The 25,692-nt window shown below is 67.4% G+C and carries 24 protein-coding genes and 1 pseudogene; 14 read left to right on the plus strand and 11 right to left on the minus strand.

What is annotated here, in order from left to right; all coding sequences use genetic code 11:
* The first annotated feature begins 31 nt into the window (after positions 1-31).
* Positions 32-529 carry a LabA-like NYN domain-containing protein gene (locus CHINAEXTREME_RS01165; protein ID WP_007142347.1) on the plus strand — a complete coding sequence of 166 codons (498 nt, stop codon included), beginning with the start codon at positions 32-34 and terminating at the stop codon, positions 527-529.
* Positions 530-671: 142 nt separating this feature from the next.
* Here the strand turns inward: CHINAEXTREME_RS01165 and CHINAEXTREME_RS01170 are convergent, their stop codons facing one another.
* The gene (locus tag CHINAEXTREME_RS01170) at positions 672-854 is read right to left on the minus strand and encodes a hypothetical protein (protein ID WP_007142346.1); all 183 of its coding nucleotides are present in this window, start codon (positions 852-854) and stop codon (positions 672-674) included.
* A gap of 149 nt (positions 855-1,003) precedes the next feature.
* On the opposite strand from CHINAEXTREME_RS01170, the gene CHINAEXTREME_RS01175 reads away from it, so the two are divergent.
* The 3 genes from CHINAEXTREME_RS01175 to CHINAEXTREME_RS01185 all read left to right on the plus strand — a co-directional run bounded on the left by CHINAEXTREME_RS01175 (position 1,004) and on the right by CHINAEXTREME_RS01185 (position 2,857).
* On the plus strand, positions 1,004-1,498 hold the full coding sequence (locus tag CHINAEXTREME_RS01175; RefSeq protein ID WP_007142345.1) for a PUA domain-containing protein: 495 nt from the start codon (positions 1,004-1,006) through the stop codon (positions 1,496-1,498).
* Between the two features lie 160 nt (positions 1,499-1,658).
* Entirely contained in the window at positions 1,659-2,039 is a 381-nt protein-coding gene (locus tag CHINAEXTREME_RS01180; RefSeq protein ID WP_007142344.1) for a nascent polypeptide-associated complex protein, read from the plus strand.
* 38 nt (positions 2,040-2,077) lie between these two features.
* Positions 2,078-2,857, plus strand: coding sequence for a methyltransferase domain-containing protein (locus CHINAEXTREME_RS01185; RefSeq protein WP_085946399.1), 780 nt, complete (start codon positions 2,078-2,080; stop codon positions 2,855-2,857).
* Positions 2,858-3,178: 321 nt separating this feature from the next.
* Here CHINAEXTREME_RS01185 and CHINAEXTREME_RS01190 read toward each other — a convergent pair whose 3' ends face one another.
* Complete coding sequence (locus tag CHINAEXTREME_RS01190) at positions 3,179-3,487, minus strand: transcription factor S (RefSeq protein ID WP_007142342.1); 309 nt, start codon at positions 3,485-3,487, stop codon at positions 3,179-3,181.
* Between the two features lie 91 nt (positions 3,488-3,578).
* Positions 3,579-3,836 carry a DUF5789 family protein gene (locus CHINAEXTREME_RS01195; RefSeq protein ID WP_007142341.1) on the minus strand — a complete coding sequence of 86 codons (258 nt, stop codon included), beginning with the start codon at positions 3,834-3,836 and terminating at the stop codon, positions 3,579-3,581.
* Between the two features lie 134 nt (positions 3,837-3,970).
* Between CHINAEXTREME_RS01195 and CHINAEXTREME_RS01200 the strand changes: the two genes are divergently transcribed.
* Complete coding sequence (locus tag CHINAEXTREME_RS01200) at positions 3,971-5,263, plus strand: MFS transporter (protein ID WP_007142340.1); 1,293 nt, start codon at positions 3,971-3,973, stop codon at positions 5,261-5,263.
* Positions 5,264-5,363: 100 nt separating this feature from the next.
* Positions 5,364-5,873 carry a DUF5797 family protein gene (locus tag CHINAEXTREME_RS01205; RefSeq protein WP_007142339.1) on the plus strand — a complete coding sequence of 170 codons (510 nt, stop codon included), beginning with the start codon at positions 5,364-5,366 and terminating at the stop codon, positions 5,871-5,873.
* 26 nt (positions 5,874-5,899) lie between these two features.
* Here CHINAEXTREME_RS01205 and CHINAEXTREME_RS01210 read toward each other — a convergent pair whose 3' ends face one another.
* Positions 5,900-6,346 carry a hypothetical protein gene (locus tag CHINAEXTREME_RS01210; RefSeq protein ID WP_007142338.1) on the minus strand — a complete coding sequence of 149 codons (447 nt, stop codon included), beginning with the start codon at positions 6,344-6,346 and terminating at the stop codon, positions 5,900-5,902.
* Positions 6,347-6,662: 316 nt separating this feature from the next.
* Between CHINAEXTREME_RS01210 and CHINAEXTREME_RS01215 the strand changes: the two genes are divergently transcribed.
* Positions 6,663-7,979: an aminoacyl--tRNA ligase-related protein gene (locus CHINAEXTREME_RS01215; RefSeq protein WP_007142336.1), complete on the plus strand. Its 1,317-nt coding sequence runs from the start codon at positions 6,663-6,665 to the stop codon at positions 7,977-7,979.
* 39 nt (positions 7,980-8,018) lie between these two features.
* Here CHINAEXTREME_RS01215 and CHINAEXTREME_RS01220 read toward each other — a convergent pair whose 3' ends face one another.
* On the minus strand, positions 8,019-9,212 hold the full coding sequence (locus CHINAEXTREME_RS01220) for a DUF5787 family protein (RefSeq protein WP_007142335.1): 1,194 nt from the start codon (positions 9,210-9,212) through the stop codon (positions 8,019-8,021).
* A gap of 80 nt (positions 9,213-9,292) precedes the next feature.
* Positions 9,293-9,733 (minus strand): bis(5'-nucleosyl)-tetraphosphatase, encoded by a 441-nt coding sequence (locus CHINAEXTREME_RS01225; RefSeq protein ID WP_007142334.1) that lies wholly within the window; start codon positions 9,731-9,733, stop codon positions 9,293-9,295.
* 231 nt (positions 9,734-9,964) lie between these two features.
* Here CHINAEXTREME_RS01225 and CHINAEXTREME_RS01230 point away from each other — a divergent pair, with 231 nt between their 5' ends.
* Complete coding sequence (locus tag CHINAEXTREME_RS01230; protein WP_007142333.1) at positions 9,965-10,300, plus strand: uS10/mL48 family ribosomal protein; 336 nt, start codon at positions 9,965-9,967, stop codon at positions 10,298-10,300.
* Positions 10,301-10,320: 20 nt separating this feature from the next.
* Here the strand turns inward: CHINAEXTREME_RS01230 and CHINAEXTREME_RS01235 are convergent, their stop codons facing one another.
* Positions 10,321-11,139 carry a class I SAM-dependent methyltransferase gene (locus CHINAEXTREME_RS01235; protein ID WP_007142332.1) on the minus strand — a complete coding sequence of 273 codons (819 nt, stop codon included), beginning with the start codon at positions 11,137-11,139 and terminating at the stop codon, positions 10,321-10,323.
* Between the two features lie 170 nt (positions 11,140-11,309).
* On the opposite strand from CHINAEXTREME_RS01235, the gene CHINAEXTREME_RS01240 reads away from it, so the two are divergent.
* Entirely contained in the window at positions 11,310-12,590 is a 1,281-nt protein-coding gene (locus CHINAEXTREME_RS01240) for an amidohydrolase (protein WP_007142331.1), read from the plus strand.
* A gap of 132 nt (positions 12,591-12,722) precedes the next feature.
* The gene (locus tag CHINAEXTREME_RS01245) at positions 12,723-13,949 is read left to right on the plus strand and encodes a M48 family metallopeptidase (protein WP_007142330.1); all 1,227 of its coding nucleotides are present in this window, start codon (positions 12,723-12,725) and stop codon (positions 13,947-13,949) included.
* 318 nt (positions 13,950-14,267) lie between these two features.
* On the opposite strand, the gene CHINAEXTREME_RS01250 is transcribed toward CHINAEXTREME_RS01245, so the two are convergent.
* Together CHINAEXTREME_RS01250 and CHINAEXTREME_RS01255 are read right to left on the minus strand one after the other, a co-directional pair.
* Positions 14,268-15,677: a geranylgeranyl reductase family protein gene (locus tag CHINAEXTREME_RS01250; protein ID WP_007142329.1), complete on the minus strand. Its 1,410-nt coding sequence runs from the start codon at positions 15,675-15,677 to the stop codon at positions 14,268-14,270.
* A gap of 105 nt (positions 15,678-15,782) precedes the next feature.
* Positions 15,783-17,531, minus strand: a complete 1,749-nt coding sequence (locus CHINAEXTREME_RS01255; protein WP_007142328.1) for an alpha/beta hydrolase family protein — start codon at positions 17,529-17,531, stop codon at positions 15,783-15,785.
* A gap of 185 nt (positions 17,532-17,716) precedes the next feature.
* Here CHINAEXTREME_RS01255 and CHINAEXTREME_RS01260 point away from each other — a divergent pair, with 185 nt between their 5' ends.
* The 3 genes from CHINAEXTREME_RS01260 to CHINAEXTREME_RS01270 all read left to right on the plus strand — a co-directional run bounded on the left by CHINAEXTREME_RS01260 (position 17,717) and on the right by CHINAEXTREME_RS01270 (position 20,158).
* A complete protein-coding gene (locus CHINAEXTREME_RS01260; protein WP_007142327.1) occupies positions 17,717-18,052 on the plus strand; it encodes a 2Fe-2S iron-sulfur cluster-binding protein in 336 nt (111 codons plus the stop codon).
* Between the two features lie 302 nt (positions 18,053-18,354).
* Positions 18,355-19,500: a DUF3179 domain-containing protein gene (locus CHINAEXTREME_RS01265; RefSeq protein ID WP_010546487.1), complete on the plus strand. Its 1,146-nt coding sequence runs from the start codon at positions 18,355-18,357 to the stop codon at positions 19,498-19,500.
* Positions 19,493-20,158, plus strand: coding sequence for a hypothetical protein (locus tag CHINAEXTREME_RS01270; RefSeq protein ID WP_007142325.1), 666 nt, complete (start codon positions 19,493-19,495; stop codon positions 20,156-20,158). Before CHINAEXTREME_RS01265 ends, CHINAEXTREME_RS01270 begins: the two co-directional genes overlap by 8 nt.
* A gap of 45 nt (positions 20,159-20,203) precedes the next feature.
* On the opposite strand, the gene ftsZ is transcribed toward CHINAEXTREME_RS01270, so the two are convergent.
* Both ftsZ and CHINAEXTREME_RS01280 read right to left on the minus strand, forming a co-directional pair.
* Complete coding sequence (gene ftsZ, locus CHINAEXTREME_RS01275; RefSeq protein WP_007142324.1) at positions 20,204-21,406, minus strand: cell division protein FtsZ; 1,203 nt, start codon at positions 21,404-21,406, stop codon at positions 20,204-20,206.
* A 155-nt stretch (positions 21,407-21,561) separates the two neighbouring features.
* On the minus strand, positions 21,562-22,914 hold the full coding sequence (locus CHINAEXTREME_RS01280; RefSeq protein ID WP_007142323.1) for a D-aminoacyl-tRNA deacylase: 1,353 nt from the start codon (positions 22,912-22,914) through the stop codon (positions 21,562-21,564).
* Positions 22,915-23,043: 129 nt separating this feature from the next.
* Here CHINAEXTREME_RS01280 and CHINAEXTREME_RS01285 point away from each other — a divergent pair.
* Positions 23,044-25,604: pseudogene (locus CHINAEXTREME_RS01285) on the plus strand (PAS domain S-box protein).
* The last annotated feature ends 88 nt before the right edge of the window (positions 25,605-25,692 follow it).

Below are 25,692 nucleotides of genomic sequence, written 5' to 3' on the forward strand. Positions count from 1 at the left end.
ATTTTTACGGTACCACGTCACACTCCTAGCTGTGACCGAAATCCATCCGGACCAGCGCGTCGCCGTGCTCGTCGACGCGCAAAACCTCTATCACACCGCACAGAGCCTTCACAGCAGGAACATCGATTACTCTGCGCTGCTCGAGAAGGCCGTCCAGGACCGACAGCTGACCCGCGCGATCGCGTACGTCATCCGCGCCGACGCGCCCGAGGAGGAGAGTTTCTTCGACGCGCTGGTCGACATCGGCTTCGAGACGAAGATCAAGGACATCAAGACGTTCTCGGACGGGTCGAAGAAGGCCGACTGGGACGTGGGGATGAGCCTCGACGCAGTGACCCTCGCGAACCACGTCGATACGGTCGTCCTCTGTACGGGCGACGGGGACTTCTCGCGGCTCTGCTCGCACCTGCGCCACGAGGGCGTCCGCGTCGAAGTGATGGCCTTCGAGTCCTCGACCGCCGAGGAACTGATCGCGGAGGCCGACGCCTTCCTCGATCTGGGCGAGCGCCACGAGACGTTCCTGCTCTGATCGGCCCTCGGTGATCGGTGGCGAGCCTCGAGAGAGACGCGAATACAAGTACGAGTACGGGTGCGAGTACGAGTACGAATACGAACAGTCAGTCGAGAACGTCCGAGTCGGCGCCCCTCTCGCCTGTCGTGGTCGCCTGCCGCTACCTCGAGCCGGCCACCGTCGCTTCCCGCGCCAGATTCACGAGTAGCGCTCCGGCACCCACCACGAGGGCGATCGCGGTCAGGGCGTAGACGACGTGTGACTCGAGCGCCGCCGGCCCGACGAACGTCAGGGTGCTCACCGCGAGCAGCCCCGTGCCGAGCGCGACCTGCGTCAGATCCATTCACGCCTGAATAGCGGGTCGATCTATATAACGTTCCTGATTCGTCCGGGCGAAATGAAGCGGTTCTTTTCGTCTCGTTTCCCTTTCGGTCCGGCAAGCGTCCGACGGCAAGCGAAGGGTTTTCTCCGTCGAGGGTCGAACTCGGGGCCATGAGCGAGCCAGCAGACGGGTCGGCGGGACCGTCGACGCTCCGGACGATCGCCGACTACCAGTTCGGCGCGGGTGCGGGGGAGGCGATGTTCCCGCCCGCGGAGTCGGAGTCGCTGACGATCAAACGAACCTCTTCGGGCCGACCGCAACAGATCCACGCCGAAAACGGCCGGATCGCCTCGTTTGGCACCGACGGACGGTTCACGCTCGGCCTCGAGGGCGGTCGCCGACTCGCGGCCGCGCTCGAGCACCCCTCGTACCGCGTCGTCGTCGACGACGAGAGCGAACCGTTCGTCCGCGAGGAAAAGAACGTCTTCGCGAAGTTCGTCCTCGAGGCGGGGTCGGAGATCCGCCCGGGTGACGAGGTGCTGGTCGTCCACGAGCGCGGCGAACTGCTCGCGGTCGGCCGCGCCGAACTGGACGCGGACGCGATCGCGGATTTCGAGACGGGGATGGCGGTCAACGTCCGCGAGGGCGCACCGGCCGACGACTGACGACGGCCCCCGATCGCGTCGAACCATTTTGGAGAGTAACGGGGCCGGGCTGGGGACCGATGCGTTCGACGCTGTTGCTCGAGCGACGGCGACGTCCAGGTGGCCGCTCGCTGCGGGTGGAACGACAAAGTAAAAGGTCGCGGGTGGCGACGTGTCGGGTATGTTCGGAGGAGGCGGCGGCGGACTCAATCCGCGCAAGATGGAACAGATGATGGAACAGATGGGGATCGACGTCGAGGACATCGACGCCGAGGAGGTCATCATCCGCACGGGCGAGTACGACCTCGTCTTCGACGACGCCGAGGTCACGAAGATGGACGCCCGCGGCCAGGAGACCTACCAGATCATCGGCTCGCCCGAAGAGGTCGAGGCCGGGAGTGCCGGCAGCGCCGACGACGCCGGGACCGACGACGGCTCGGCCATCCCCGACGAGGACGTCGACCTCGTCGCCACCCGCGCCGGCGTGAGCGAGGACGAGGCCCGCGAGGCCCTGGACGCCAACGACGGCGACCTCGCCGCAGCCGTCGAGGACCTCGAGTAGCCGACGTGACCGGAAACGAGCCCGATACGGACACGGATATCGGAAGCGATGGCGGGAGCGGCAACGACCACGGCGACGAAGAGGACCGCAACCCCGTCCTGCTCGTCCGCGGCGACCGCGAGTTCCTCGTCCAGCCCGGCGAGGAGATGGGCACCGACCTCGGCGTCCTCGAGGTCCCCGAAGACGTCGAACCCGGCCAGACGCTCGAAACTCACCTCGACGAGGAGTTCCAGGTCCGACGGCTGCGCGGCCCGGACCTGTTCCACCACTTCGAGCGCACGGGCGCGCCGATGGTGCCCCGCGACGTCGGACTGGTGATCGGCGAGACCGGGATCTCCCGGGGTGACTGCGTGCTCGATGCCGGCACCGGGACGGGCGTCCTCGCGGCCTCGATGGCCCGTGCAGGGGCCGAGGTCGTCACCTACGAGCGGGACCCGGAGTTCGCCGACGTCGCCCGTGAGAACATGGAACTGGGCGGCATCGCCGAGGAAGTCGACGTCCGGACCGGCGACCTCCGCGAGGAACTCGAGGCCCTCGAGCCCTCGTCGTTCGACGTCCTCACGCTCGATACGGGCGACGCGGCCGACGTCGTGGCCCACGCACCCGACCTGCTGGTCGAGGGCGGCTTCGTCGCGGTCTACAGCCCGTTCATCGAGTCGACACGCGAGGTCGTCGAGGCTGCGCGGGAGGCCGATCTCGCGAACGTCCGCACCCGCGAGACGATCCAGCGCGAGATGCAGTTCGACGACCGCGGCTCGAGGCCGTCGACGGCACCCGTGGGTCACACGGGGTATCTGACGATAGCGCGCAACGAGTAACTCTCCTTCCCTCTCCGTTATCGATGTCCGAGAAGAGTAGCGACAGCGACGCGGCTGGCCAGTGCAAATCTATGACGATACGGCCGGAAGCGGACGCCGAGCACTGCGAGGCGTCCGCGACTCGGGGAAGGGCAGGCCATCGTCCCGTAACCGACCGCGAGCAGCCGACGGCTGCTCGCGGGCCGACGACCGATGTGGAGAGCGCTGTGCGCTCGGAACGGAGGGAGGAGTGCTTTTGATCGAAATTTTGCCGAGGGACGTCGCGCTGTACGGCAGCTATGCTGCCGTCAGCGCGACAGACTGCAGAGCAAAATTTCGGTTCTAGTTGTCGTCCTCGCGCCACTTGTGCTCGCACTCGGAGCAGATGAAGAAGCGGGTCTCGGACTCGTCGGCCGCGCGGATCTGTTTCATGTACCAGTACGCGCGGTCGTGGCCACACTCGGGGCAGTGGGCGTCGGTTTCGGGCAGCGAGGTCTCCCCGGAGGACTCGATGATCTCGCTGGCTTCCTGGCTGTCCGTGACGACGTACTGATCGGCGTCGCCTTTGGGCTCCGTGTAACCGCAACTGCCGCACTTCCAGAGCCCGTCGTCGGCTTTCATCATCGAACCGCATTCGTCGCAGAATTCCATCGTTGTCCGGGCTACGTCGGTCGAGCGACTTAAGGGACGCGTTTACCGACTCCCCGCGCCGTCGTCTCTCAGTCCCTGCCGACGGCGTCGGCTATCCCTCACCCTCCGACTGATACGGCTCACCGACCGCCTCCCGTGGAAGGACGTTGTGCAACTCCGCCTCGAGGTCCTCGGCCGACTCGAACCGGTCGTTCCCGATGTCCTCGATAAGCGAACCGAGGTTCCGTTCCCCGTCGGCCAGCAGGACCGTCACGTCCTCGAGTTCCGTCGCGGCCTCCGCCCTCGTCGCCGGGTAGTCGAGTTCCTCGAGCGTCGATTCCACTCGGCCGAGTTTCACTTCGCGACCCATACCCCCGGCTACGGCATCGGGGGGCTTGTAACTCGTTTGCGATCGGACGGACTGTCCCGAATGGGACGACAGTCCGTTCGCAAGTACTTTCGATTCGAAACTATAACGGCGTCGCCGACCGTGGGTAACGACGAGTGCCAGTACGGACTCTCCTCGAGAAACTCCTCGCGCCGTTCGCCGTCGACCGGCGAGTGCTCGCGCTCGCGTTCGCGCGGATGGCCGACGGAATCGGGAACTCGTTTTTGATCGTCGTCATCCCGCTGTACGTCGGCAGCGATATCGTCGGCGGCGCGACCTTCGGCCTGGGGGAGTCGATGATCATCGGGATCATCCTCTCGCTGTTCGGTTTTCTCAACAGCACCTTCCAGCCGCTGACGGGGCGGCTCTCGGATCGCTACGGCCGCCGGAAGCTGTTCATCCTGATCGGACTGGGTGGGCTCGCCGTCACGAACCTCACCTACGTCTTCGCGCGGTCCTACGTCGAACTGGTCGTCATCCGGGGGCTGCAGGGCGTCAGCGTCGCCTTCATCATCCCCGCGTCGGTCGCGCTGGTCAACGAACTCGCGACGACGGACGAACGCGGCGGGAACATGGGCGTCTACAACACCTTTCGGCTGATCGGGTTCGGGGCCGGCCCGGTCGCCGCCGGGACGGTCGTTAACCTCGGCCCCTACGCGTTGGCCGGGACGACGATTACCGGCTACGACGCCGCGTTCTACGTCGCCACCGTCGCGGCCGCGCTCAGCTATCTGATGGTGACCGTCCTGATCACGGATCCGGAGTCGACGGAGGCGAACGCCGGTGCGGACCTCTCGATCGACGTTTTCGACCGGTCGGGATCGAACCTGCTCGATCCGATCTTCACGCTCGGCGTCGCCTCGCTGTTCATGGCGACCGCAATCGCGCTGTTCGCGACGATCCAGCCCCAGATCAACGCCCGCCTCGAGCAGGGCGCGACCTGGTTCGGCCTGCAGTTCGCGGCGTTCGTCGTCGCCCAGATCCTCCTGCAGACGCCGATCGGCCGCGCCTGCGACCACTACGGGCGACGGCCGTTCATCGTCGGCGGGATGATGCTGTTGATCCCCGCGACCCTCGTCCAGGGGTTCGTGACGACCTCCGAGACGATGTTCGTCGCGCGACTCCTCCAGGGGATCGCGGGCGCGATGGTGTTCGCGCCGTCGCTGGCGCTGGCCGGCGACCTCGCCGGGAAGGGCGAGTCCGGCTCGAAACTCTCCGTGCTCACCATGGCGTTCGGGTTCGGGATCGCCCTCGGACCGCTCTCGTCGGGCGCGCTGGTACAGTACGGCTTCGCGGTCCCGTTCGTCTTCGGGACCGCCCTCGCGACGCTGGGCGCGATCCTCGTCTACACCCAGGTCGAGGAGACGCTCGAGACGACGGCACCGGTGCCGGTCGTCGGCGGCGACTGAGGGTCTCGACTCCGGGTGGCGAGTCGGGCGGTCGGAAGAACGGACTGGAGCGACCGACGGGACGCAACGCAAAAGTACCGGATCCCCATACCCTTCGACGATGACGCTTTCGGACGAGGCCACCGAGCGGCTCGCCGACGTGGTGGAACTACAGCCGACGAAAAACTCCGAACTCCAGGACCGGTGGGGGATGGAAAGCGGCAGCGAGGTCCACCAGTACCTCGAGAACGAACTCGGCGACTACTACTTTCGCGACGACAACAGCCTGATCCGCGCGACGGCGGAGGCCGCCGACCTCGTCGACGTCGAACCCGGCATCGAGACCGACCCCGATAGCGAGGGCGCACCCTCGCGGATCCGCGTCCCGGAGCTCCAGGCCCGGATCGTCGACGTGCTGGCGGGCCCGGAGGAACGCTCCGAGAGCGTCGTCTCGGTGCTGCATTCCTTGCGGGACGCCTACGACTACGGCGACGACCTCGAGGCCGAAGCCGTCCGCTCCGGACTGCAGAGCCTCCGGCGCAAGGACGTCGTCGAGGTCGAGTACCGCACCGTCCCCACGTTCCGGCTGGCAGTCGAGCGCGAGGACCTCGAGGTCGACGTTTCCGAGTGATCGGCGGCTCCGGCCGGAGACAGCGATCACCCGAACGGCCCGCGGTTCGGGAAGTGATGGCGGCGAATCGCCTCGACGACCAGCGCCACGCCGACGACCGCCAGTGCGGTCGCAGCTAGCCCGCCCGTGCTCGTCCACTGGACCGTCCTGTTGCGCTCGATCACGTGGTAGTCGTCCCCCTGGGAGACGACGTAGCCGTCGCCGATCCTCGTCGCCTGCTGGTCGCCATCTTGGATGACGTACCGGTCGCGCTCGCCTCGCAGGTCGTCCACCATCCGCCGCTCGTCGGCGGTCAACTCGTCGTACTCGACGACGCCGTACCGGTCGACCGAATCCGAGACGGACTCGAGGTCCGCGGCCGAGCGCTCGTGGGTGACCTCGTGTGCGACGGCGGTGAACCCAGCGAAGATCGCAAGCAAGAGCGCCGAGAGGCCGAGCACGAGCAGTCCGAAGTGGAGCCAAGATCGATCCATCAGTGTATCGAGCGAATACGTGTTTTTTCACTTATCTTAGTTTTGAGTAATTTGTCTCCGCCGATAGTCTTCAAAATTTATTTATATTAGGTGGCCAACGGTTCAGTCGCATGTTCCGACGAACGCGACCTGGCAACCGCGGGTCCGGTGTGGCTCGCGGCTGGGTTCCGCGATAGTACCGAGAGTCGTACTGCTTCTCTTCGCGTCGTCCGAACGCTGTCCGCGACGTGTCGTAGCCGACGCTACGGCGACGGCAACCGCGTAGACGACGACCGCGACGATCGCACGGAGACTGGACACATACGGATCGATGCCGATGGCCACGTCGACGGAGGTGATCGCAGTGCGGCGTAGCGAGTCGCTGCTTTTCACCAGCCGGGAGACCAACGGCCACGAGAACGAGACCGTCGCACTCACAGCACGGGCCGGCCTCGTCCGACAGTTCGGCAGCGGGCTCTACGGCTTCACGCCCACCGGCCAGCGCGTCCGGGAGAACCTCGTCGCCCTGCTCGAGCGCGAGATGGACGCCGCGGGCGGCCGACGGATCAGCCTCCCCTCGCTGAACGACGCCGGCATCTGGCAGCGAAGCGGTCGCTGGGAGAGCTTCGAGGGCGAGATGTTCACGCTCGAGAACCGCGACGGCAAGCGCCTCTGTCTGGCCCCCTCCCACGAGGAGGGTGCGGTCCACCTCGTCGACGGTGTCGTCCGTTCCTACGACGACCTGCCCCTGCTGGTGTACCAGATCGAGCGGAAACACCGCGACGACCACGCCCGCAACGGCCTCCTGCGGACGAAGGAGTTCACGATGAAAGACGCCTACAGCTTCCACGCGACCGAGGACTCCCTCCGGGAGTGCTACGAGCGGGTCCGAGACGCCTACGTCCGGGTCTTCGAGTCGCTCGGCCTCGAGTTCGTCGTCGCGGCGGCCGACAACAGCGTCATGGGCGGGACGAACTCCGAGGAGTTCGTCGCGCTGACCGAGACCGGCGCGGGGACGGTCGAGATCCGACACTGTACCGCGGCGGGCTGTCGGTTCGGCGTGACCGACGAGTCGCCCCGCGCCGACCTCGTGGCCGGCGACGACTGCCCCGAGTGTGGCGGCCGGCTCGCGGCCGGCGAAGGAATCGAGGTCGGCCACCTCTTCCAACTCGGGACGCGCTACGCCGAGCCCATGGAGTTGACGATCGACACCGCCGGCGGCGGGCAGCGCCACGTCCTCATGGGGAGCTACGGCATCGGCGTCGAACGGCTCCTCCACGCCCTCCTCGAGCAGTACGCCGACGAGAACGGCTGTCGCTGGCCCGACTCGTCCGCGGCGCTCGAGGACGGGGACGTCGCCACTCCCGAAATCGCTCCCTATCGCCTCGCCGTGATCCCCCTCGAGTACGGCGACGCGGACCTGCGCGAGGCGGCCGACCGCCTTCACGAGCGCTGCGGGACGGCCGAAACGCTGCTGTTCGACGACCCCGACCGGACGATCGGCGAACGGTTCGCCGAGAGCGACCTGCTCGGAATCCCCGAAAAAGCGATCCTCGGGAACCACTACCGGGAGACCGGCGAGGTCGAACTCGAGGCCCGCGACGGGACGACCCGGTACGCACCCCTCGAGGACGTTCCCGGGATCGTCAGCTGACGGCGGTCAGGATCGAAAATCGGTCGATAGCGAACGGCCCTACTCCTCGGTCTCGAGTCCCGGCCGCCGTCGGCGACGGCGATCCGCGAGCAACGCTTTGAACCGTTTTCCGGGACCGCCCTCGATCGGCCACCCCTTCGTCCGCCACGTGGGCGGCTCCGGTTCGTACGACGAACAGGAACCCGAACACTCGGCGGCGGTCGGCTGCCGGTCTTTCGCGTCGCAGTAGGGGAGCAACTGGCCGTCGACCTCCCGAAGCCGGAACTGTCGGCAGTCCGGCCGCATCGTGTCGACGAACGAGCGCCAGCCCCGTTCGTAGGCCCGTTCGGCGATCGCGAGTCGCCGCTCGCGCTTCCACTCGGGATCGGCGTACTCGAACCGGGCCGCGGAACCGTCCCGCTCGCCGGCGGCGTTCGGCCGCTCGAGGATCCGCGTTCCGGGCTTCTCGACCGCCAGCGTTCGGGGGTGCCAGGCCACGTCGGCCGACAGCGTATCCGGGTCGAACGCGAGGACGCCCGCCTCGACCGGCAGGTCCTCGAGCAGAATCGGCTCGACCCGTTCGCCCGTCCGTTGGGTCGCGACCCAGACCTCGTCGGCCAGCGCCATCGCCACGTCGAACTCGAGTTGCGGGCGGAGTCGCCGGGCCGCCGACCGATCGAGGTCGGGTTTGTTCTCGACGGCGACGATCCGCTCGCACCAGTCGGGATAGGGCCACTTGCGCCGGACCTGGATGCGGTTGCCGTCCTTGCGCGTCTCGAGGATCCCTCGGTCGTCCGCACGGTGGATCGCCTCGCGGACGTACCGCCACGGGTAGCCGGGATGGGGGAGGGCATCGCGGTAGTATGTCCACTCCGCCGGCGCGTTCCGCACGGCGTGGAGGAGATCGCTATCGAGGCGCTTCCGGCCGAACCTGGCGCGCTTCCGGAGGGCGTCGGGGTCGCACTCGAGGACGATGGTGTCCCAGCGCCGCCGCTCGGTGCCCAGCTGGCGGGCGACGATCACCGGGGTATCGTCGTCGGCTCCGGGCGGCCACTCGCGCTCGGCCCACCGGCAGGTTCGCAACTCGAAGCCGAACTCGGTGCTGTACGCGTCCGAATCGTCCACGCCGGGCCGTACTCGCGGATGGGGAAAAACCTGCCCGATCGAACCGGCGACCGAGGCCGGGCCCCGGATACCGGTCGAGCGGAGGGAAACGATATCGGCGGGGTCGGGACTGTGGGGTTCGGCTCGCATCGAACCGAACCTAGGCCTCGAGAGCGGCCGTCGTGTGCTCGACGGAACGAGAAATCGTCGGGGTGACTCGCTTCGCGCTCCTACTCTTCGTCCTCCTCGTCCTCCCGCTCGTCGAGGAACTCGTGGGCCTGCTCGAGGATCTCGCGTGGACCGTCCTGCGTGACGGTGTTTACGGCCTGTTCGTAGTCGCGCCACTGCAGGTCGCGATGTTCGTTGGACAGTTCCGCGCTGGCCTCGAACGACTTCGCAATGAAGAGGTGAACGGTCTTGTGGATCGTCTTGCCGTTCGCCTCGAAGACGTAGTCGTAATCCTCGCGAAACCCGTCGAGGAGCCGGAACTGTTCGATACCTGCCTCTTCCTTTACTTCGCGGATCGCCGTCTGCTGTAGCTCTTCATCTCCTTCGACACCGCCCTTGGGAAACTCCCAGTCGCCTGGGCGGCTCTTGAGTAGAAGATACTCGCGCCGGCCCCGCGTGTCGCGGAAGAGGATCGCGCCTGCGCTCGTAGCTTCGACTGCCATTAACCGAAGTACTAGGCGCGACGTTAAGAGAATATCGGACTGTTCGTTAAACGAACACCCGCGAGCGAGGACGGTCCCGGATCGTCGGTCCGACGCCGGCGGCACGTGACGTGCGTTCGATTCCACGCCCGGAGGCGTTGGTCTCGAGTCCCGAAACTCGAGTCCCGACCGCCCCATCTCAGCAAGTTTTTACGCGCTGGCCGTCGACTGTGTCGTAACTCAGCCACAGCCATGACCTTCGTCACCCGCCTCACGCTGCAAAGCGGCGACCGAGCCGCGCTCGAGGGTATCGTCGACGACATCAAAACGACCGCCGAACGGAAAGGTGCGGAACTGAAAGGGCCACACTCCCATCCTCCGACGGACATCTCGGTCCCACAGCACTGCCGGCTCCACGCCGACGACGATCGGCACTTTACCTCCTGGAACTACACGGTCTTCACCCGTGAACTCGAGATTCACGGCCACGACAACCTCGCGCGCAACATCGCCGAACAGGACTTCCCGGACTCCGTCCACATCGAGGCCGAAGTCGAACAGATCCACGGCGCCGGCCGCGGGAACTGAACCGACGTGGGTGCGACTCCTCATCCGTCCGTGGACTCCGATTCGGGACGGCTGAACCGCAGACAGAGGAAGTTCGGGTGTGTCCGTTCGTACTCGTAGCGCTCAGGGCTTTTCCGACGGTAGGCTTCCGTCGGCGTCGGCTCGACGAGTCGCTCCAGTCGAAACCCGGTCTCGAGCGCGGGCGAGAAGACCGCCGAGAGCGGGCGACGATACGCGGGCACTGCTACCGCCGTTCCGAACGAGTCCCAGACGGCCGACACCCGTTCCACGTCGTGGTAGTTCTCCGTGTCGTCGTACTCCTCGAAGTCGGCGTGGGGATGCTGCATCGAAAAGACGAGCCAGCCGCCGGGCTCGAGGATGCGCCGGAGGTTCCGAAACAGGCGTCCCCAGTCCCGAACGTAGTGGAACGCCAGGGAGCTGACGACCCCGTCGAACGAGCCCTCCGCAAACGGAAGTTCACGTCCGAGGTCGGCCCGACAGAGGACCGCTTCGGGGACCCGCTCCCGGGCGTACGCGAGCATCTCCGCGCTGGCGTCGAGGCCGACAACGGCCGCGCCGCGGTCGACGAGTTCGCGCGTGAGGTGTCCGGCCCCGCAGCCGGCATCGAGGACGCGAGCGCCGTCCACGTCGGGGACCAACGAGCGGGTCGCCGGCCGCTCGAGGTGAGCGTTCGCGGGTTTCTCGTCGCCCTTGCGGTCGTATTCGTCGGCGAGCGCATCGAACGCTCGATGGACGTTCGGTCGCTCGCTTTCGCTCCCGCACCCGGGCTCGAACCCGTACTCTGAGTCGGAGTCGGAGTCGGAGTCGGTGCCGGTGCCGCGTTCACGCTCGGGAGCCATCGATTCTCGGACCGGCACACAGGGACATAAACGCTGCCCTCCGCGTTCGCAGTCTCGAGGACTGCCGCGAAACGCGACGCCGGACGGTCCCGCACTCCGACGCCTGCGACGGACCCGACCGAGGTTCCGCCTTCGATAGCACTTTTTGGCGCCGCTGCCCAGTAGGGGATATGACCGCGGACGACCTGGTCGAACTTCGCCGCGACTTGCACCGTCGACCCGAACCCGCCTGGCGCGAGTTCTACACGACCGCACGCATCGTCGAGGAACTCGAGTCGCGGTTCGGCGACGACCTCGCCGAACTCCACGTCGGCCCCGACGCCATCGCGACCGATCACCGCCTGGCCGTCCCCGACGACGCCGAACTCACCCACGCCCTCGAGCGCGCACGGGAGACGGGCGTCGACGAAGGCGTCCTCGAGTCCCTCGAGGGCGGCTACACGGGCGCGGTCGCGGTGCTCGAGAAGGGAGACGGCCCGACAGTCGGCCTCCGGGTGGACATCGACGGCCTCCCCCGCGCCGAGAGCGAGGACGCCGACCACGCGCCCGCGGCCGAGGGCTTCCGCTCGGAACACGAAGGCGCGATGCACGCCTGCGGCCACGACGCGCACGCGACGATCGGCGTCGGCGTCCTCGAGGAGATCGTCGACAGCGACTTCGAGGGCACGCTGAAGGTGTTCTTCCAGCCCGCCGAGGAGGTCATCGGCGGCGGCAAGTCGATGGCCAAGAGCGAACACATCGCGGACGTCGACTACCTGCTGGCGGCCCACATCGGGCTCGACCACCCGACCGGCGAAATCGTCGCCGCCATCGACGGCTTCCTCGCCGTCTCGCACCTCGAGGCCGAGTTCTCCGGGGAGCCGGCCCACGCGGGCGGCCACCCCGAGCAGGGGCGCAACGCCGTTCAGGCGATGGCGACGGCGGTCCAGAACCTCTATGCGATCCCGCGCAACAGCGACGGCCCGACGCGGATCAACGCGGGCAGGGTCGAGGGCGGGAGCGCGGCCAACGTGATCCCCGAGTCCGCGCGGATCCTCGCTGAGGTCCGCGGCGAGACGACCGAACTGATGGAGTACATGGCCGACAACGCCGAACGCGTGATCAGGTCGGCCGCGGAGATGCACGACTGCGAGGTCGAGGTCGAACTCGGCGCGCAGGCCCCGAGCGCCACGAGCGACGAGGCACTCGCGACGCTCGTCGCGGACGCCGCCGGCGACGTCGAGGGCGTCGAGCGTATCCTCGAGCGCGACGAACTCGGCGGCAGCGAGGACGCCACGTTCCTGATGCGTGAGGTCCAGCAAAACGGCGGGAAGGCATGTTACGTCGGCGTCGGGACGGATCACCCCGGCGGCCACCACACCGCGACGTTCGACGTCGACGAGGAGAGCATCGGTCACGGCGTGGAGACGCTCGCGGGAGCGATCGAGCGGGTCGCCGAAGAGCGACCCTGACAACACGAGTCGGGACTCGTAATCTTCTTGGAAATCCTGTCGAAACGAACATTCGAGAGTGCGTCTTCCCTCCCCCACGTCGATGGTCTCCCGCCCTTCGCTGGCGGTGTTCGTACTCGAGGTGGCACCCTCGTGATCCGTCCGACGCGACTTCAACTGGGACTCTGGCTTCGGCTGGCGGTCGCCGCGACCCTCGTCGCGCTTGGGCAGTTCGTCGTCCTTGCGTTCGAAGTCGTCACCGTGGCATTGCTCGCGTTGATCGTGCTGGCGTCCCTCGAGGAGTTTCTCTCGTTGCTGTTCGTCCTCTCGGTGCTATTGACCGGGCTGTTCGTCTGCTGGTACCTCCTCGCAGTGGTCGTCCGGCGGCTCTACCCTGCACGGACGCTGTCGGATCGACTGTCACACGACGGGATGGCCGACACCGTCGAAGCCGTCGGCGAATCGCTGCTGTCCGCGAGGGTACTCGCGAACTGGCCACGAACCCTTGCCCTGCTCGGCGGGCTGGTCGTCGGGACGTTCGTCGGATTCGGCCTCGCAGAACGGATCGCGTGGCGGTCGATGATCGATCCGTTGTACGCGGCGGCCACCGTCGGCGTCCTCGGTGCGCTCGCGCATCTCGTCTGGCTCGTCCATCGTGAGTGGACCGACGACGCTGCCGCGCTTCGCGACGTATCGGAGTCCGTTCGCGTCCTCGAACGGCCCGATGAGGAGGTCGAACGACGTCGGGCAGCCGTCCAGGGGCGCGTCGATCGACTCGCCAGACAGGCTGACCTGCCCTCGCCGACCGTCCGCCTCGGAGTCACAGCGACGCCGACCGCGGCGACCGTCGGCTACCGGCCGGAGAGTTCGACGCTCGTCGTCTCGCGGGGGCTGCTCGAGGCCGTCGACGACCGGGAACTGGATGCCGTCCTCGCACACGAACTCGCCCACGTCACGAATCGGGACGCGGCCGTGGTGACTGCGTTGTCGATGCCCGCAGCCTCCGCGACTGCGATCCTCGAACGCTACGACTATCACCCGTTCGTGGCACTGCTAGCTGGGTTCGTCGTCGGAATCGTCCGCTGGTCCGTCGCAGTCGTCAGCCGCTATCGAGAGTACGTCGCCGACCGTGGGGCCGTCGCGATCACTGGCGACCCCGCGGCACTCGCGAGCGCCCTCGAGACGCTGGATCGCGACCTCGAGACGAGTCCCTCGAGTGACTTTCGCCACCCTCGCTCGACGGCGGCGTTCGCGATCGTCCCACCACCGTGGGATGAACACCGGTTTTTCGACCGGACCCGGCGGTTCGTCGCGCGTCGGATCTTCGGGACGCATCCGCCGACCGAGAAGCGCGTCGAACGGCTTCGGGATCGCATCTGATCCATCCGGATTCCTGATGGCTGAACACGACTTTCCATGTATTCCATGAATTCGAAAATCGGAGCCAGGATGGACGGTCGCCGCAACTCGGGGAAAGGCAGGTAGTTGCCCGATAACGACCGCGAGCGAACGAAAGCGCGGTGCGTAGCGCCGCGGGAAGACGAACGACCGGAGGCCGTGAGTCGGTGAGCGAGCGGGCCGACGACTGATGTGGAAGGCGCTCTATGACCGCCTGGAACGGAGAGGAGTAGTTTTCTGGCAAAGCCAAGCGGAATCTCCGATCCTGCGAGGTACGAAAGACAGCGCAACAGTTTGGTTTCAGTACTTCGGATCCGCGCCGGTCGTCTCGTAGACCGCGTCCATCAGTTCGTCGCGGCGTTCCTGCCAGGCCTCGAGTTCGTCCGGGCTCGAGGGGTAGTCCTCGTAGTGGGCAAGCAGGTCGTCGGCGCGGCGTTTCGTTTGATAGAGGTTCCAGATCGTTCCCCAGTGGCCGCGGCTCTTGAGCAGGGCCTCGAGTTTGAGCTTCATGCCGATGTCCGTACTACCCGAATAGAGCGCCTCGGCGAGCTTGTCGCCCGGCATCGCCGCGAGCAGCCCCATCAGGTCGTCGACGTCGACGGCCGTCGAGAGGATGTTGTAGACGTCCAGGGCGGCGTAGCGGGCCCCGAAGTGATCCATCACGAGCTCGTTGTACTCCCAGAACGTCTCCTCGCTGAAGTCGCCGGTCTCGAGGCCCTCGATCGCCTGTTCGGCGGCGTACTTGCCGGCGTAGGCCGCGCCGGCGATGCCCCCGCCGGTGGTGGGGTTGACGTGGCCAGCGGCGTCGCCGACGGCCATGTAGCCGGGGTGGACCGCCGAGTCGTACGGGCGGCGCGTCGGGAGGGCAGCGCCGAGTTTGTCCTCGACGTCGGCCCCGTCGAACTCCTCGCGAGTCTCGAGGTCCCGCTTGAGGTCGTCGACGAGTTTCATGGGCTCTTCGGTCATCTGGAAGCCCAGCCCGGCGTTGATCTCGGTCTCGGTCCGCGGGAAGTACCAGAGGTAGCCGGCCGCACGCTCGGTCGGCTTGAACACGAGGGCGTCGGACCACTCGACGGGCTCGTCGACGCGGACGATCTCGCGGTAGGCCGAACAGAAGTGGGTGTAGTCGACGTTGGTGTCGAACGTCGACGCCGAGAAGTCGACCTCGTCCTGCAGGACCGACAGCGAGCCCGCGGCGTCGATGACGACGTCGGCCTCGTAGCTGACCGGTTCGCCGGCGTGTATCCCTTCGACGCCGGTGACCCGACCCGTTTCGCCCTCCTGGACGACCGTCTGGACGACAGTGTCGTAATGCAGTTCCGCGCCCGCTTCACGCGCGCCCTCGATGATGCGCTTGCCGTACTCCCAGCGGTCGATGACCGCGAGTTCGCCGGGAACCGGAATCTCGAGGACGGTGTCCTCCTGGGGGATCTCGAAGCGGCCGTGGTCGACCTCCGTGTTGGTGATCGCGGGCTCGAGTTTCGACTTGGGGATCGACTCGGGGAAGTCACTCGCGCCCTTCAGGGCGTCCCCGCAGGCGATGTGGCCCGCCTCCTCCTCGCTTTTGCGCTCGAGGATCACTACGTCGTACCCTTCCCGTGCGACCGTCGCTGCGGCGTAACACCCTGCTGTGCCGGCGCCGACGACGACGACGTCCGGGGAGTGCGTCCGTGTCGCCGTATCGGCGGCCGACTGATCCTGCGTACTCATACCAACAGCCTTGATATCCCGGCAAGAAAACGTTTTATGGTCGATGTGTCCGCGCTTGCCCGTCGGAATCCGACGAACCGTTCCGACGTGATTCGGTGATCGACCCTAGAAGGGGTAGTGAATCGCCTGCGAGGCGACGATCACCCACGTGACCAGGAGGGCGTTCAGGAACGCACCGGTCCAGCTCCGTCCGGTCCGGTGGAAACAGTACGTCGACACCACTGCGACGACCGGCAGCAACGCCACGAACTGGAAGGCGATGATCGTCTGCAACGCGGTGATCGGGACGGCGAGCGCACCCGTCGCGAACAGGACGCCGTACTGGATCACGAGCAGAACGACGAACCCGCCCGTGAGCGCAAGGGCGTTGGTCGCCATGGCCCACGGGAGCGAGTCGGTCGTCTCGGCGGTCCGCAGGCGACCGTGGAGCAGCACCTCGAGCGCGACGAAGAACGCAAACAGGGCGGGCAGGTACGTGAGGAAGATCCGCACGTGGAGATCGGACATGAGCTTCACGCCGAACACCCAGACACGGAAGTCGGTCATGAACACCGCGTCGACGACCCACAGCAGGACGTAGAGCCCGCCGACGGCACCGGCGGCGATCGCGAGCGACCGACCGATCGTCCCGAGGCCCTCACCGACATCGAGTCCGTAGCGCTCGTCGGTCAGCGAACGGCCGCTGCCGCGGTGCCACAGTCCGAACAGGGCGGCGATGACGACGACGTTCGCGAGCGCCCACAAAACGATCCCGTTCGTCTCGCTCTGTGGCGTCACGGCCGTCACCGGTACCGCCTCGCTGCCCAGGAGCATCGCCGGATAGTAGAGGACGACCGGAACGAGTGCCGTGAGAACGGCCGCGACGTACCAGCCGCGGTTCCGTTCGGCGATCGGTTCCGGGAGCGTCCGGGTCGCTCCCTCGAGCGGGCCGGTTCGCGAGAGCGCCTCGACCGCGGGGAACAGGAACAGTACGCCGCCGAGCAACGCGAGCGCCGTACCGAGTTCCTTCCAGTACCAGAGCTGACCGTCGGGATCCTCGTTTCCTTCGAGCGTCTCGACCGTCCAGTCGACGGTCTCCGCGACGGCCGTCGGAGAGTGATGTGCGCCGGGATGGGTCGTGGCCGGCATCGAGAGGTATCGTGCCGTCCCGTCGTCGATAGCCCCGTAGACCTGGCCTTCCTCGACGGCTTCGTCCGTGCCGAAGACCGACTGGAGCTTCTCGCTTTCCGGCGTCGTCGGCGCGGTCTCGCTCTCCCACATCAGCCAGTGGAACTCGTCGTACTCGGTGAACACGACGCCGAGGTTCCGCGGGAACGTCTCGTCACCCTCGGGTGCACCGGCGGTTCCCGTCGCGGAGCCGACGAGCGCGACGGACTCGTAGCTGTCCGGATGCTCCGCGGCGGCCGACACCGCCGCCCAGCCGCCCATCGAGTGGCCCTCGAGGCCGATGTTCTCCTCGTCGACCAGTTCGTGGTTGGCGAGGTACTCGAGCGCCGGCGGACCGCCCCAGCCGTGGGCGTGAGCCGGCGGGTCGGAGTAGCCGTGGCCCGGTTGATCGATCGCCAGGACGACGTGGCCCGCACGGGCGTACTCGATCGCGAAACTCGATTGAGTCTCCTTCGAGTTGATGTAGCCGTGGATCGCGAGGACGCCCGGTGCCGGATCGTCCGCAGTGACCCCGTCGGGTACGTAGAGGTAGCCATCTATCGTTCCACCATCTGCTGTCTCGACGTCGACCTGTTGCACGTCGACGTCGCCGCCTGTCGTCTGTCCCCAGTACGCCAGCGCGCTCCCCCCAAACACCAACAGGAGCGCGACTGCGACGACCGCGACGTGTTTCCGATTGATGTTCATCCGCTGGCGAGTTACTAACGTTCATAATTAAAGTTCGTGGAACGGGTATAGCGTCGTTCAATGTTTACTAGTGGTCAGTGAGCATGAGTAAACAACCGAACCGGTTCGCTGACCATCGTTTCGTCGTCTACCCAGCAACAGATTCGTAATAAAGAATTTTAGTGGGGTCGGCCGTACCGACGGTCATGACCGAATACACCGTCGAGTTCGTCGGGACGGGTGAGACGATCACCTGTTCGGACAAGGAGACGATCCTCAGCAGGTGCCTCGAGGAGGGGATCGCACAGGAGTACTCCTGCCGAGTCGGGATGTGTCTGGCCTGTTCGGCCGAGATCGTCGAGGGAGAGGTGACCCAGCCCGCGGCCCGCGGTCTGACCGAGGAGGAGGCCGAGGAGTACGCGCTGACCTGTATGGCCCGGCCCCAGTCCGACCTGAAACTCGACCGCGGGAAGTACCCGCCGAGCATCGAGAGCGAGATCGACGCCGAGGGCGCGGAGGGCCACGCCGCGGCCGACGACTGATACTGCCGGACAGAACTGTATAAAGCCGGTCGCAGATGTGCGGCCGTTCCACATCGGAACGGCCGCGAACTCGCGACCGACTTCGTATTGACTTCTGTCCGGTAGTATGGGACGGGTTCCAGTCCATCAGTTCCGGCACGACCGCGACCCGGGCGGCGGTTTCGCCGGGAAATCGGTACAGCAATCCGTCCGATTGGTTCTTTTCGTTCGTCGCGACCTCCCTCGAGCGACCGCTCGCCGGTCGTGCATCGCCCGTACACGGCCACGACACCGCGTTGACCGCCGGTGCCATACGGGCACGTATGACACGACGTTCGCGGCGAAGCGTCCTCGCGCTCGCGGCGGTCGGCCTCGCCGGCTGTCTCGGCGGCTCCGGCCCCGGCCGGTCGGGCCCATACGACGAGGGCGAAGGCGGGGCCGAGGCCGCCCCTGACGGGATGACCGCCTCGCCGGACGAGGCCGCGCTCGAGGCGTCCTCGGTTCCGACGGCGGACGAGCAGTTACCCGTCGAGTACTCCCTCGAGGCGCTGCGCGAGGCGACGGTCAGGGAAGTCGTCCCCCGCGACGGGATTCCGTCGATCGACGACCCCGCGTTCGAACCGGTCGACGAGAGCGTCGATCGGCTCCCCGACGACCCCGTCTTCGGCGTCGTCAGGAACGGCGAGGCGAAGGCCTATCCCCAGTCGGTCCTCGTCCACCACGAGATCGTCAACGACGAGATCGGCGGGGAGCCGGTCGCCGTCACGTACTGTCCGTTGACCGGGACCGCGATGGGGTTCGAGCGCGGCGACGTCGAGTTCGGCGTCTCCGGCCACCTGCTCAACAGCAACCTCGTCATGTACGATCGGGACGGGGAGAGCTACTGGCCCCAGATGCTCGCGACGGCGATGGAAGGGCCGCTCGAGGCTGCCTCGCTCGTCGAGTTTCCCGTCCGCTGGACGACGTGGGAACGCTGGACCGAGGCCTACCCCGACTCGGTCGTGCTCGCGAGCGACCAGGACTACATCCGCGATTACGGGAACGATCCCTACGGCGCGTACAATCCGCCGAGCGGCTACTACGCCGAGGACACTGACTGGACGTTCGCCCCGCTGACCGCCGACGACCGCTACCCGCCCAAACGGCCGTTCCTCTGCAGTCGGTCCGACGACGGCCCGCTGGCGATCTCGCTCGAGGCCCTCCGGGAGGAGGGCGTCTACGGGATCGGCGGCGATGGGCGCGACGACTACCTCGCGACCTACGATCCGACGTTCGACGTCGGCCACCTCTACCGCGTCGAAGACGCGACGGAGTACGGCTACGACGCCGACGCCGGGGCCGTTATCGATCCGAACGGCGAACGACGGGATCCCGCCGACCTCCCGCTCGAGTCGGTCTACGCCTACGACGCGATGTGGTTCGCCTGGGCAGGGTTCTATCCGTCGACGAGCGTCCACACGCATGACTGACCTCCGCTCGCGGGCGGGGACGACCGTCGACGCCTGCCGGTTCGCTCTGGCCCGTCGGGACGCCCGCGCCGTCGCGGCCGTCGTCGGGGCCGGCTACCTGCTGGCGTACCTGTGGGTGACCGACCTGCTGGCGATCCGGGCCGACGCCGGCACCGGCTGGCTGCTCGTCGACGACCCGCTCGCCCGCGCGCTCGAGCGTCGCGGCCCGATCTCCTTCGAGCCGGTCGCGCTGCTCGAGTTCGGCTACGGGACGGTGCTGGTCTCGCCGATCGACGTCGCGATCGGCGCGGCGCTTTCGGGGCTGGTGGGGCTCAACCTCGCGCTCGCCTCCCTCGCGGTCGTTCGGCCGGCGGCCTGCGGGATCGACAGGAGCGCCGGCGGAGCGAAGAAAGGTGCCGGCGCCGGCCTCGCAGCGGCCGTCCCCGCCCTGCTCTCGGGGTCGGTCTGTTGTGCGCCCGCGATCGCCCTCGCGCTCGGCCTTCAGGTGAGCGGCGCGCTCCTGGCGACGTTGCCGTGGCTGTTGCCGATCGGTACGGTCCTGTTGGTCGGCAGTCTCGACTATCTCGCGGGAAAGATCGACGTCGCTCCCGCGGCGACCCGGGAATCCGTCGCTGAGCGGTCGGACTCGAGGGGGATAGATGACGCCAATCGTCGGTAACGAGTCGCGAACGACGGCTCGAGGACGGGGCCGTCGCGTGGAGAATCAGTCGACGAAGTCGATGTCGTCGGTGCCAGCGCCGCCGGCACCCGCGGCGCCGGCGCCTCCCATCTCCGGCTGGACCGACTCCCCGTCGGGCTGGCCGTAGATCTGGGGCGACTGGACGCCCGTGACGACGATCATCGTGCGCATGCTGCCCTCGAGGGTTTCGTCGATCGAGGTCCCCCAGATGATACGCGCATCGGGGTCGATCCGGTCGTAGATCTCCTCGACGACGCCTTCGGCCTCCTCGATGGACATGTCGTTGCCGCCGGTGACGTTGACCAGCGCGGAGTTCGCGCCGGAGATGTCGACGTCGAGCAGCGGCGATCGGAGGGCGGTCTTCACGGAGTCCTCGGCCTTGGCCTCGGAGTCGGCCTCGCCCAGCCCGATCATGGCGACGCCGCCCCGTTCCATGACGGTGCGGACGTCGGCGAAGTCGAGGTTCACGAGCCCCGGCTTCGTGATGAGTTCGGTGATGCCCTTCACCGAGCGCATCAGGACCTCGTCGCTGACCTTGAACGCCTGGCGGACGGGCAGTTTGCCGACCGAGTCCAGCAGGCGGTCGTTGGGCACGACGATCACGGTGTCGGAGACGTCGCGCAGCCGCTCGAGGCCGGCTTCGGCGTTGGTACGGCGGACCTCACCCTCGGCGGTGAAAGGCGTCGTGACGATCGCGATCGTCAGCGCGCCGGCCTCGCGGGCAGCCTTCGCGACGACGGGCGCGGACCCGGTCCCGGTGCCGCCGCCGAGTCCGGCCGTGACGAAGACCATGTCGGAGCCGTCGATGGCGTCGTAGATGTCGCCCTGGCTCTCGAGGGCGGCCTCCTCGCCGACCTGTGGCAGGGACCCGGCGCCGCGGCCGCCGGTCTTCTCCTCGCCCATCAGGATCTTGGTGTCGGCCTCGATCTCCACGAGGTGCTGAACGTCGGTGTTGGCGGCGACGAGTTTCGCGCCGTGAATGCCCTCCTCGTGCATCCGGTTGATCGTGTTCCCGCCGGCGCCGCCGCAGCCGACGACCGTGATGTCAGTCTGGAGGTCCTCGAGAACGTCCTGGAGTTCGTCGTCGGTCATCGTTCCGGTCTCCCGACCCTGGCTCTCGTCGGCCGACGACGAGTCGCCCTCCTGCGATGCGTCGGCAGGGGGATCGGCCTGTCCGCCCTCCCCCTCCTCGGCCTCGTCGATGGCGTCGTCGATGAGTGAGTCCATTCTTGGGACCTTCTAAAGTATGGAGCATAATTACCTTTCCCCTACACGTCGGACGTCCGTCAGACAATTTACTATCTCGTTACCTGTCCACGGCTAGATATCCTGGTGAAACCGCTCGTAATGCGGTAAGCCGGTATTACTGTTACTCCTGTTATCTATTCGATCCGGAACCGATCGGTCTGGCGGCTCCGAACGGTTTCGGGAGTGATACGTTCGCCGTCGACGGTGACCGCCTCGCCGTTCGCGAGCGCGCCGAACTTCGGCCCCTCCGGGACGCCGGCCTCGGCAGCCAGTTCCGGGTCGAAGGAGGTCCGCTCGGCGACGACGGCCTCGTCGGTGATCTCGACGCTGTCGTACTTCGCCTCGAGGATCGTGGCCAGTTCCTCGACGATCGCGTCGCGGCGGTTCTCGCCGTCGCCCGCGTCGTCGGCCGGAACGGCGACCCGGGATCCCACGCGACTCCCGCCGTTTTCGGTCGCGAAGGCGACGGCGTGGGCGGCGACGGCCTCCCGCACCCGGTCGGGATCGATCCCTTCCGCGGCGTCGACGAGGTCGCCGGGCAGGTCGACGACGGCGACCGACTCGGTGACCTGCTTCCCGAACCGGACCCCATCGTCGACCGGCCCCAGTCGCGATTCGACCGCGTCGACCACCTCGAGCGGCCGGTCCTCGACCTCGCGGAGCCAGGTCTCGCTGACGATGCGGTAGCCCAGGTCCGCGATCGTCTCCTCGAGGACGGGCCACTCGCCGTCGATCAGCGCCAGGTCGGCGTCGCTGGCTTCGAAGGCGGCCGCGAGGACGTCGCGGTTGGCGTCCGTGTCCGGATGGCCCAGGGTCTCGAGGGCCCACTCGGAGGCGACGTGACCGACGGCCCACGGCGTCTCCCTGACGATCCGCTCGAACCGGGGGACGTAGTGGTTGCCGCCGAAGCCGACGACCCCTTCCGCACGGTGGGGCGAGACGCCGCGCAACTCGAGGATCGCGCGGGCGACGGCCGCGGCTCCCGCTGGGTCGTCCCACTGCTCGTCGTCGCTGCCCAGTTCGGCGAACAGCGAGGGACAGCCCACGTCGGTCGGCCCGTGATGAGTACACTCCATGCCGACCTCGTACCCATCGGGGGCGTGCTCGTCGAACGCCTCGAGCAGGCGGGCGAGTGCGTTCGGCGCTGCCGCGGCGACCGCGCGGTCCTCGCCGCCGAACTCGGCCGGGCCGAAGTTCCCGGTGAAGTGGCCGGTCAACAGCGGCCCCGTGTCCCCCGAGTGACGCGAGGCGAAGACGAGCAGATCGGGGTCGCAGTCGAAGGCCTCGACGGGGCGTTCGAGCTCGAGGTGAAACTCCTCGAACGAACGCAGTTCGGCCCCTTCGGCGCGGTAGTAGTCGCCGCCGCCCTGGGCATCGGGCCGGGTCTCGTCCTCACGGACCTCCCAGTCCGCGAGGTCCCGCAGGTGGTCGCAGATGTGAACCGACGCGCGGTCGGCGCGGCTCTCGACGATCGCCAGCTCGCTCATACTCGTCGTCGGGGGCCGGGCCCCGTTAAGTCGCCCGCTTCCGTCGACACCGCCCCCTTCACGTTGCGAAAGCCACCCACGCCTTTTCGTGAGTGTGTGTAGTCAACAATGGGCACGAAACCAGACCGAATGACCGACACGGACCGAGGCGACCCGCCCGACGAAGGGGGGCACGTTGGTGAGGGGAACGGCGCGCTAACAGACGTAACGATCGACGTTCGCGACGTAACCACAGTCGTCGACGACTACGCGGCCGCGTTGCTCGACGCCGGCGGCCGCGTCGCTACCTGGAACGAGGCCGCGGGACGGATCACGGGGTACGACGAGGACGAGATCGTCGGCACCCACTATCGGGTCCTGTTCCCCGACGGGGACCGGGAGGCGCGCCAACCGGAACGGCTCCTCGAGCGCGCGCGGACGGAGGGGCGAGCCGAAGACGTCGGCTGGCGCATCCGGAGCGACGGGGGCCGGTTCTGGGCCAGGGAAGTGCTCGTCCCGATCGGGGACGGCGATTTCGGAGTCGACGCGCTCGAGGGCGAAGACGGAAGCGAGGCGAACGAGGGTGACGAAGGTGACGAAGACGAGGACGAGAAAGAGAAGCCCGATAACGAGGCCGACGAGGGCGACGGAAACGGAGGGGAAGATCCCCCAGAGAACGGTGGGATACTGGGGTACGGCTGGTTCGTCCACGACCGAACCGACGACCACGAACGCCAGCAGGAACTGCGCGCCGAGAAGGCCTTCACCGAGAGCGTACTCGACGCCCAGCCAGACATCCTCTACGCCTGCGACGTAGACGGGCAACTCAGGGACTGGAACGACCGCTTCGAGGACGTCACCGGCTACGACGCCGACGAACTGTCCGGAGCGGAGCCAGTGACGTTCGTCGCGCCCGGCGACCGGATGCGGATCAGGGCGGCGATCGAACGCGTCCTCGAGGAGGGCGACCGGGTTACAGCGGAGGGACACCTCCTGACGGACGACGGCGAGCGGATCCCCTACGAGTTCAACAGCGCCCGGATCACCGACGACCAGGGTACCGTACTCGGTTGTACCGGCGTCGGTCGGGACGTCAGCGAGCGGAACGCTCGCGAGCGGGAGCTACGGGAGGAGCAAGCGTTCCTCGAGAGCGTCTTCGCGGCCCAGCCGGACATCGTCTACGCGTTCGACGCGACCCGGGATTACATCCGATGGAACGACCGCGTTCCGGAGGTGACGGGCTACTCCGAGGCGGAACTGGCCGAGATGGACCCCCTCGAGTTCGTCGCCCCGGAGGACCGGGAACGGATCGACGCGGCGATCGAACGCGTCCTCGAGGAGGCGGAACACGTCACCGCGGAGGCCGACCTGCTGACGAACGCCGGCGAGCGGATCCCCTACGAGTTCAACAGCGCCCGGATCACCGACGACGAGGGGAGGGTGCTCGGCTTCACCGGCGTCGGCCGCGACGTCAGCGACCGGACGGCTCGCGAGCAGGAACTCGAGCGGCTCGAGGAACTGAACGCGGTCTTTCGCGCGGTCGACGAAGAGATCGTCGACGCCGAGAGCCGCGAGGAGATCGAGGCCGCCGTCGTCGAACGGTTTGCGGCGGCCGACCCCGTCCGGTTCGCCGCGATCAGCCGGACGGGGTCGGTCCGCGAACTGCCGAGCCTCGAGGCCGCCGCAGCGCCGGCGTCGCGACGGGGACAGCGTCGATCGACCTGGAGGACCTCGTGGCCTCGTTCGTCGCGCCGCCCGCCGACGCAGCCGGCGGGTCGCCGCTCGAGGACCGTCGCGGCTACGGGTACGCGTCCATCGCCGAGAGCGAGATCGAGGCCTGGCGTACCGACGCCCGCGAACGCGGCTACGGCGCGGTCGCGGTAGTCCCGCTCGTCGCGAGCGACCGCGAGCTCGGCGTCCTCCTGGTCGCGGCCGTCGAACCGACGCCGTTCTCCGATCGCGAACTCGGCGTGCTCGAGGAGTTCGGCGCCACCGTCGGCCACGCGATCGACGCGATGACGCTCCGGCGACTCCTCTACATGGACGCCGTCGTCGAACTCGAGTTCGAGTCGACGGACCGGGGGGACGTCTGCGTCGATCTCTCCGAGCGGGCGGACTGTCGGCTCACGCTCGATCACGTCCTCCCGCTGACCGACGAGGTGTTCGTCTACTACGTCACCGCCGCCGACGCCGATCCGGAGCGGCTCCGCGAGGCAGCGACGGACCACCCCTCTATCCGGGACGTCCGGCGGATCGACATCGACGGGACGGAGAGCCACTGGGAGTTCGTCGTCGCCGAAGAGCCGATCGCCGGCCTCTTCGCGGAGTACGGCGGCCGGATCCGCTCGAAAGTCGTCGATCACGGCGTCTCGACCGACCTCGTTCAGGTCAGCCCCGATGCGAACGTCCGCGAACTCGTCGATGCAGTGACTGCGATCTACCCAGACGCGACCCTGGTCTCGAAACACACCGTCGACCAGCCGGTCCGGACCCGCGGCGACTTCCGGCGCGAGGTCGAGGAACTCCTGACTGACCGACAGCGGACCGCCCTCGAGGCCGCCTACTACGGCGGCTACTTCGAGTGGCCGCGACGCCGTAGCGACGCGGGCGACCTCGCGGACCAGCTCGGGATCGCCCGACAGACATTCCACCAGCACCTCCGGGTCGCCCTCGAGAAGCTATTGACGGTGTACCTCGAGGGGAGCCCCTGATTCTGTCCCTGACCCTGACCCTAACCTCGACCACCCATCCGGGCCCGACAGCCGTTTCGAATCGAATACCGTCGCCCTAGCCCCCGAA

This window comes from Halobiforma lacisalsi AJ5 (assembly GCF_000226975.2).
Lineage (GTDB): Archaea > Halobacteriota > Halobacteria > Halobacteriales > Natrialbaceae > Natronobacterium > Natronobacterium lacisalsi.

Excerpts from the sequence above, each read along its gene's own strand:
- CHINAEXTREME_RS01170 (WP_007142346.1), bottom strand. The coding sequence starts at position 854 with ATGGATCTGACGCAGGTCGCGCTCGGCACGGGGCTGCTCGCGGTGAGC.
- CHINAEXTREME_RS01175 (WP_007142345.1), top strand. The coding sequence starts at position 1,004 with ATGAGCGAGCCAGCAGACGGGTCGGCGGGACCGTCGACGCTCCGGACG.
- CHINAEXTREME_RS01180 (WP_007142344.1), top strand. The coding sequence starts at position 1,659 with ATGTTCGGAGGAGGCGGCGGCGGACTCAATCCGCGCAAGATGGAACAG.
- CHINAEXTREME_RS01190 (WP_007142342.1), bottom strand. The coding sequence starts at position 3,487 with ATGGAATTCTGCGACGAATGCGGTTCGATGATGAAAGCCGACGACGGG.
- CHINAEXTREME_RS01195 (WP_007142341.1), bottom strand. The coding sequence starts at position 3,836 with ATGGGTCGCGAAGTGAAACTCGGCCGAGTGGAATCGACGCTCGAGGAA.
- CHINAEXTREME_RS01205 (WP_007142339.1), top strand. The coding sequence starts at position 5,364 with ATGACGCTTTCGGACGAGGCCACCGAGCGGCTCGCCGACGTGGTGGAA.
- CHINAEXTREME_RS01210 (WP_007142338.1), bottom strand. The coding sequence starts at position 6,346 with ATGGATCGATCTTGGCTCCACTTCGGACTGCTCGTGCTCGGCCTCTCG.
- CHINAEXTREME_RS01215 (WP_007142336.1), top strand. The coding sequence starts at position 6,663 with ATGGCCACGTCGACGGAGGTGATCGCAGTGCGGCGTAGCGAGTCGCTG.
- CHINAEXTREME_RS01220 (WP_007142335.1), bottom strand. The coding sequence starts at position 9,212 with ATGCGAGCCGAACCCCACAGTCCCGACCCCGCCGATATCGTTTCCCTC.
- CHINAEXTREME_RS01225 (WP_007142334.1), bottom strand. The coding sequence starts at position 9,733 with ATGGCAGTCGAAGCTACGAGCGCAGGCGCGATCCTCTTCCGCGACACG.
- CHINAEXTREME_RS01230 (WP_007142333.1), top strand. The coding sequence starts at position 9,965 with ATGACCTTCGTCACCCGCCTCACGCTGCAAAGCGGCGACCGAGCCGCG.
- CHINAEXTREME_RS01235 (WP_007142332.1), bottom strand. The coding sequence starts at position 11,139 with ATGGCTCCCGAGCGTGAACGCGGCACCGGCACCGACTCCGACTCCGAC.
- CHINAEXTREME_RS01240 (WP_007142331.1), top strand. The coding sequence starts at position 11,310 with ATGACCGCGGACGACCTGGTCGAACTTCGCCGCGACTTGCACCGTCGA.
- CHINAEXTREME_RS01250 (WP_007142329.1), bottom strand. The coding sequence starts at position 15,677 with ATGAGTACGCAGGATCAGTCGGCCGCCGATACGGCGACACGGACGCAC.
- CHINAEXTREME_RS01255 (WP_007142328.1), bottom strand. The coding sequence starts at position 17,531 with ATGAACATCAATCGGAAACACGTCGCGGTCGTCGCAGTCGCGCTCCTG.
- CHINAEXTREME_RS01260 (WP_007142327.1), top strand. The coding sequence starts at position 17,717 with ATGACCGAATACACCGTCGAGTTCGTCGGGACGGGTGAGACGATCACC.
- CHINAEXTREME_RS01265 (WP_010546487.1), top strand. The coding sequence starts at position 18,355 with ATGACACGACGTTCGCGGCGAAGCGTCCTCGCGCTCGCGGCGGTCGGC.
- CHINAEXTREME_RS01270 (WP_007142325.1), top strand. The coding sequence starts at position 19,493 with ATGACTGACCTCCGCTCGCGGGCGGGGACGACCGTCGACGCCTGCCGG.
- ftsZ (WP_007142324.1), bottom strand. The coding sequence starts at position 21,406 with ATGGACTCACTCATCGACGACGCCATCGACGAGGCCGAGGAGGGGGAG.
- CHINAEXTREME_RS01280 (WP_007142323.1), bottom strand. The coding sequence starts at position 22,914 with ATGAGCGAGCTGGCGATCGTCGAGAGCCGCGCCGACCGCGCGTCGGTT.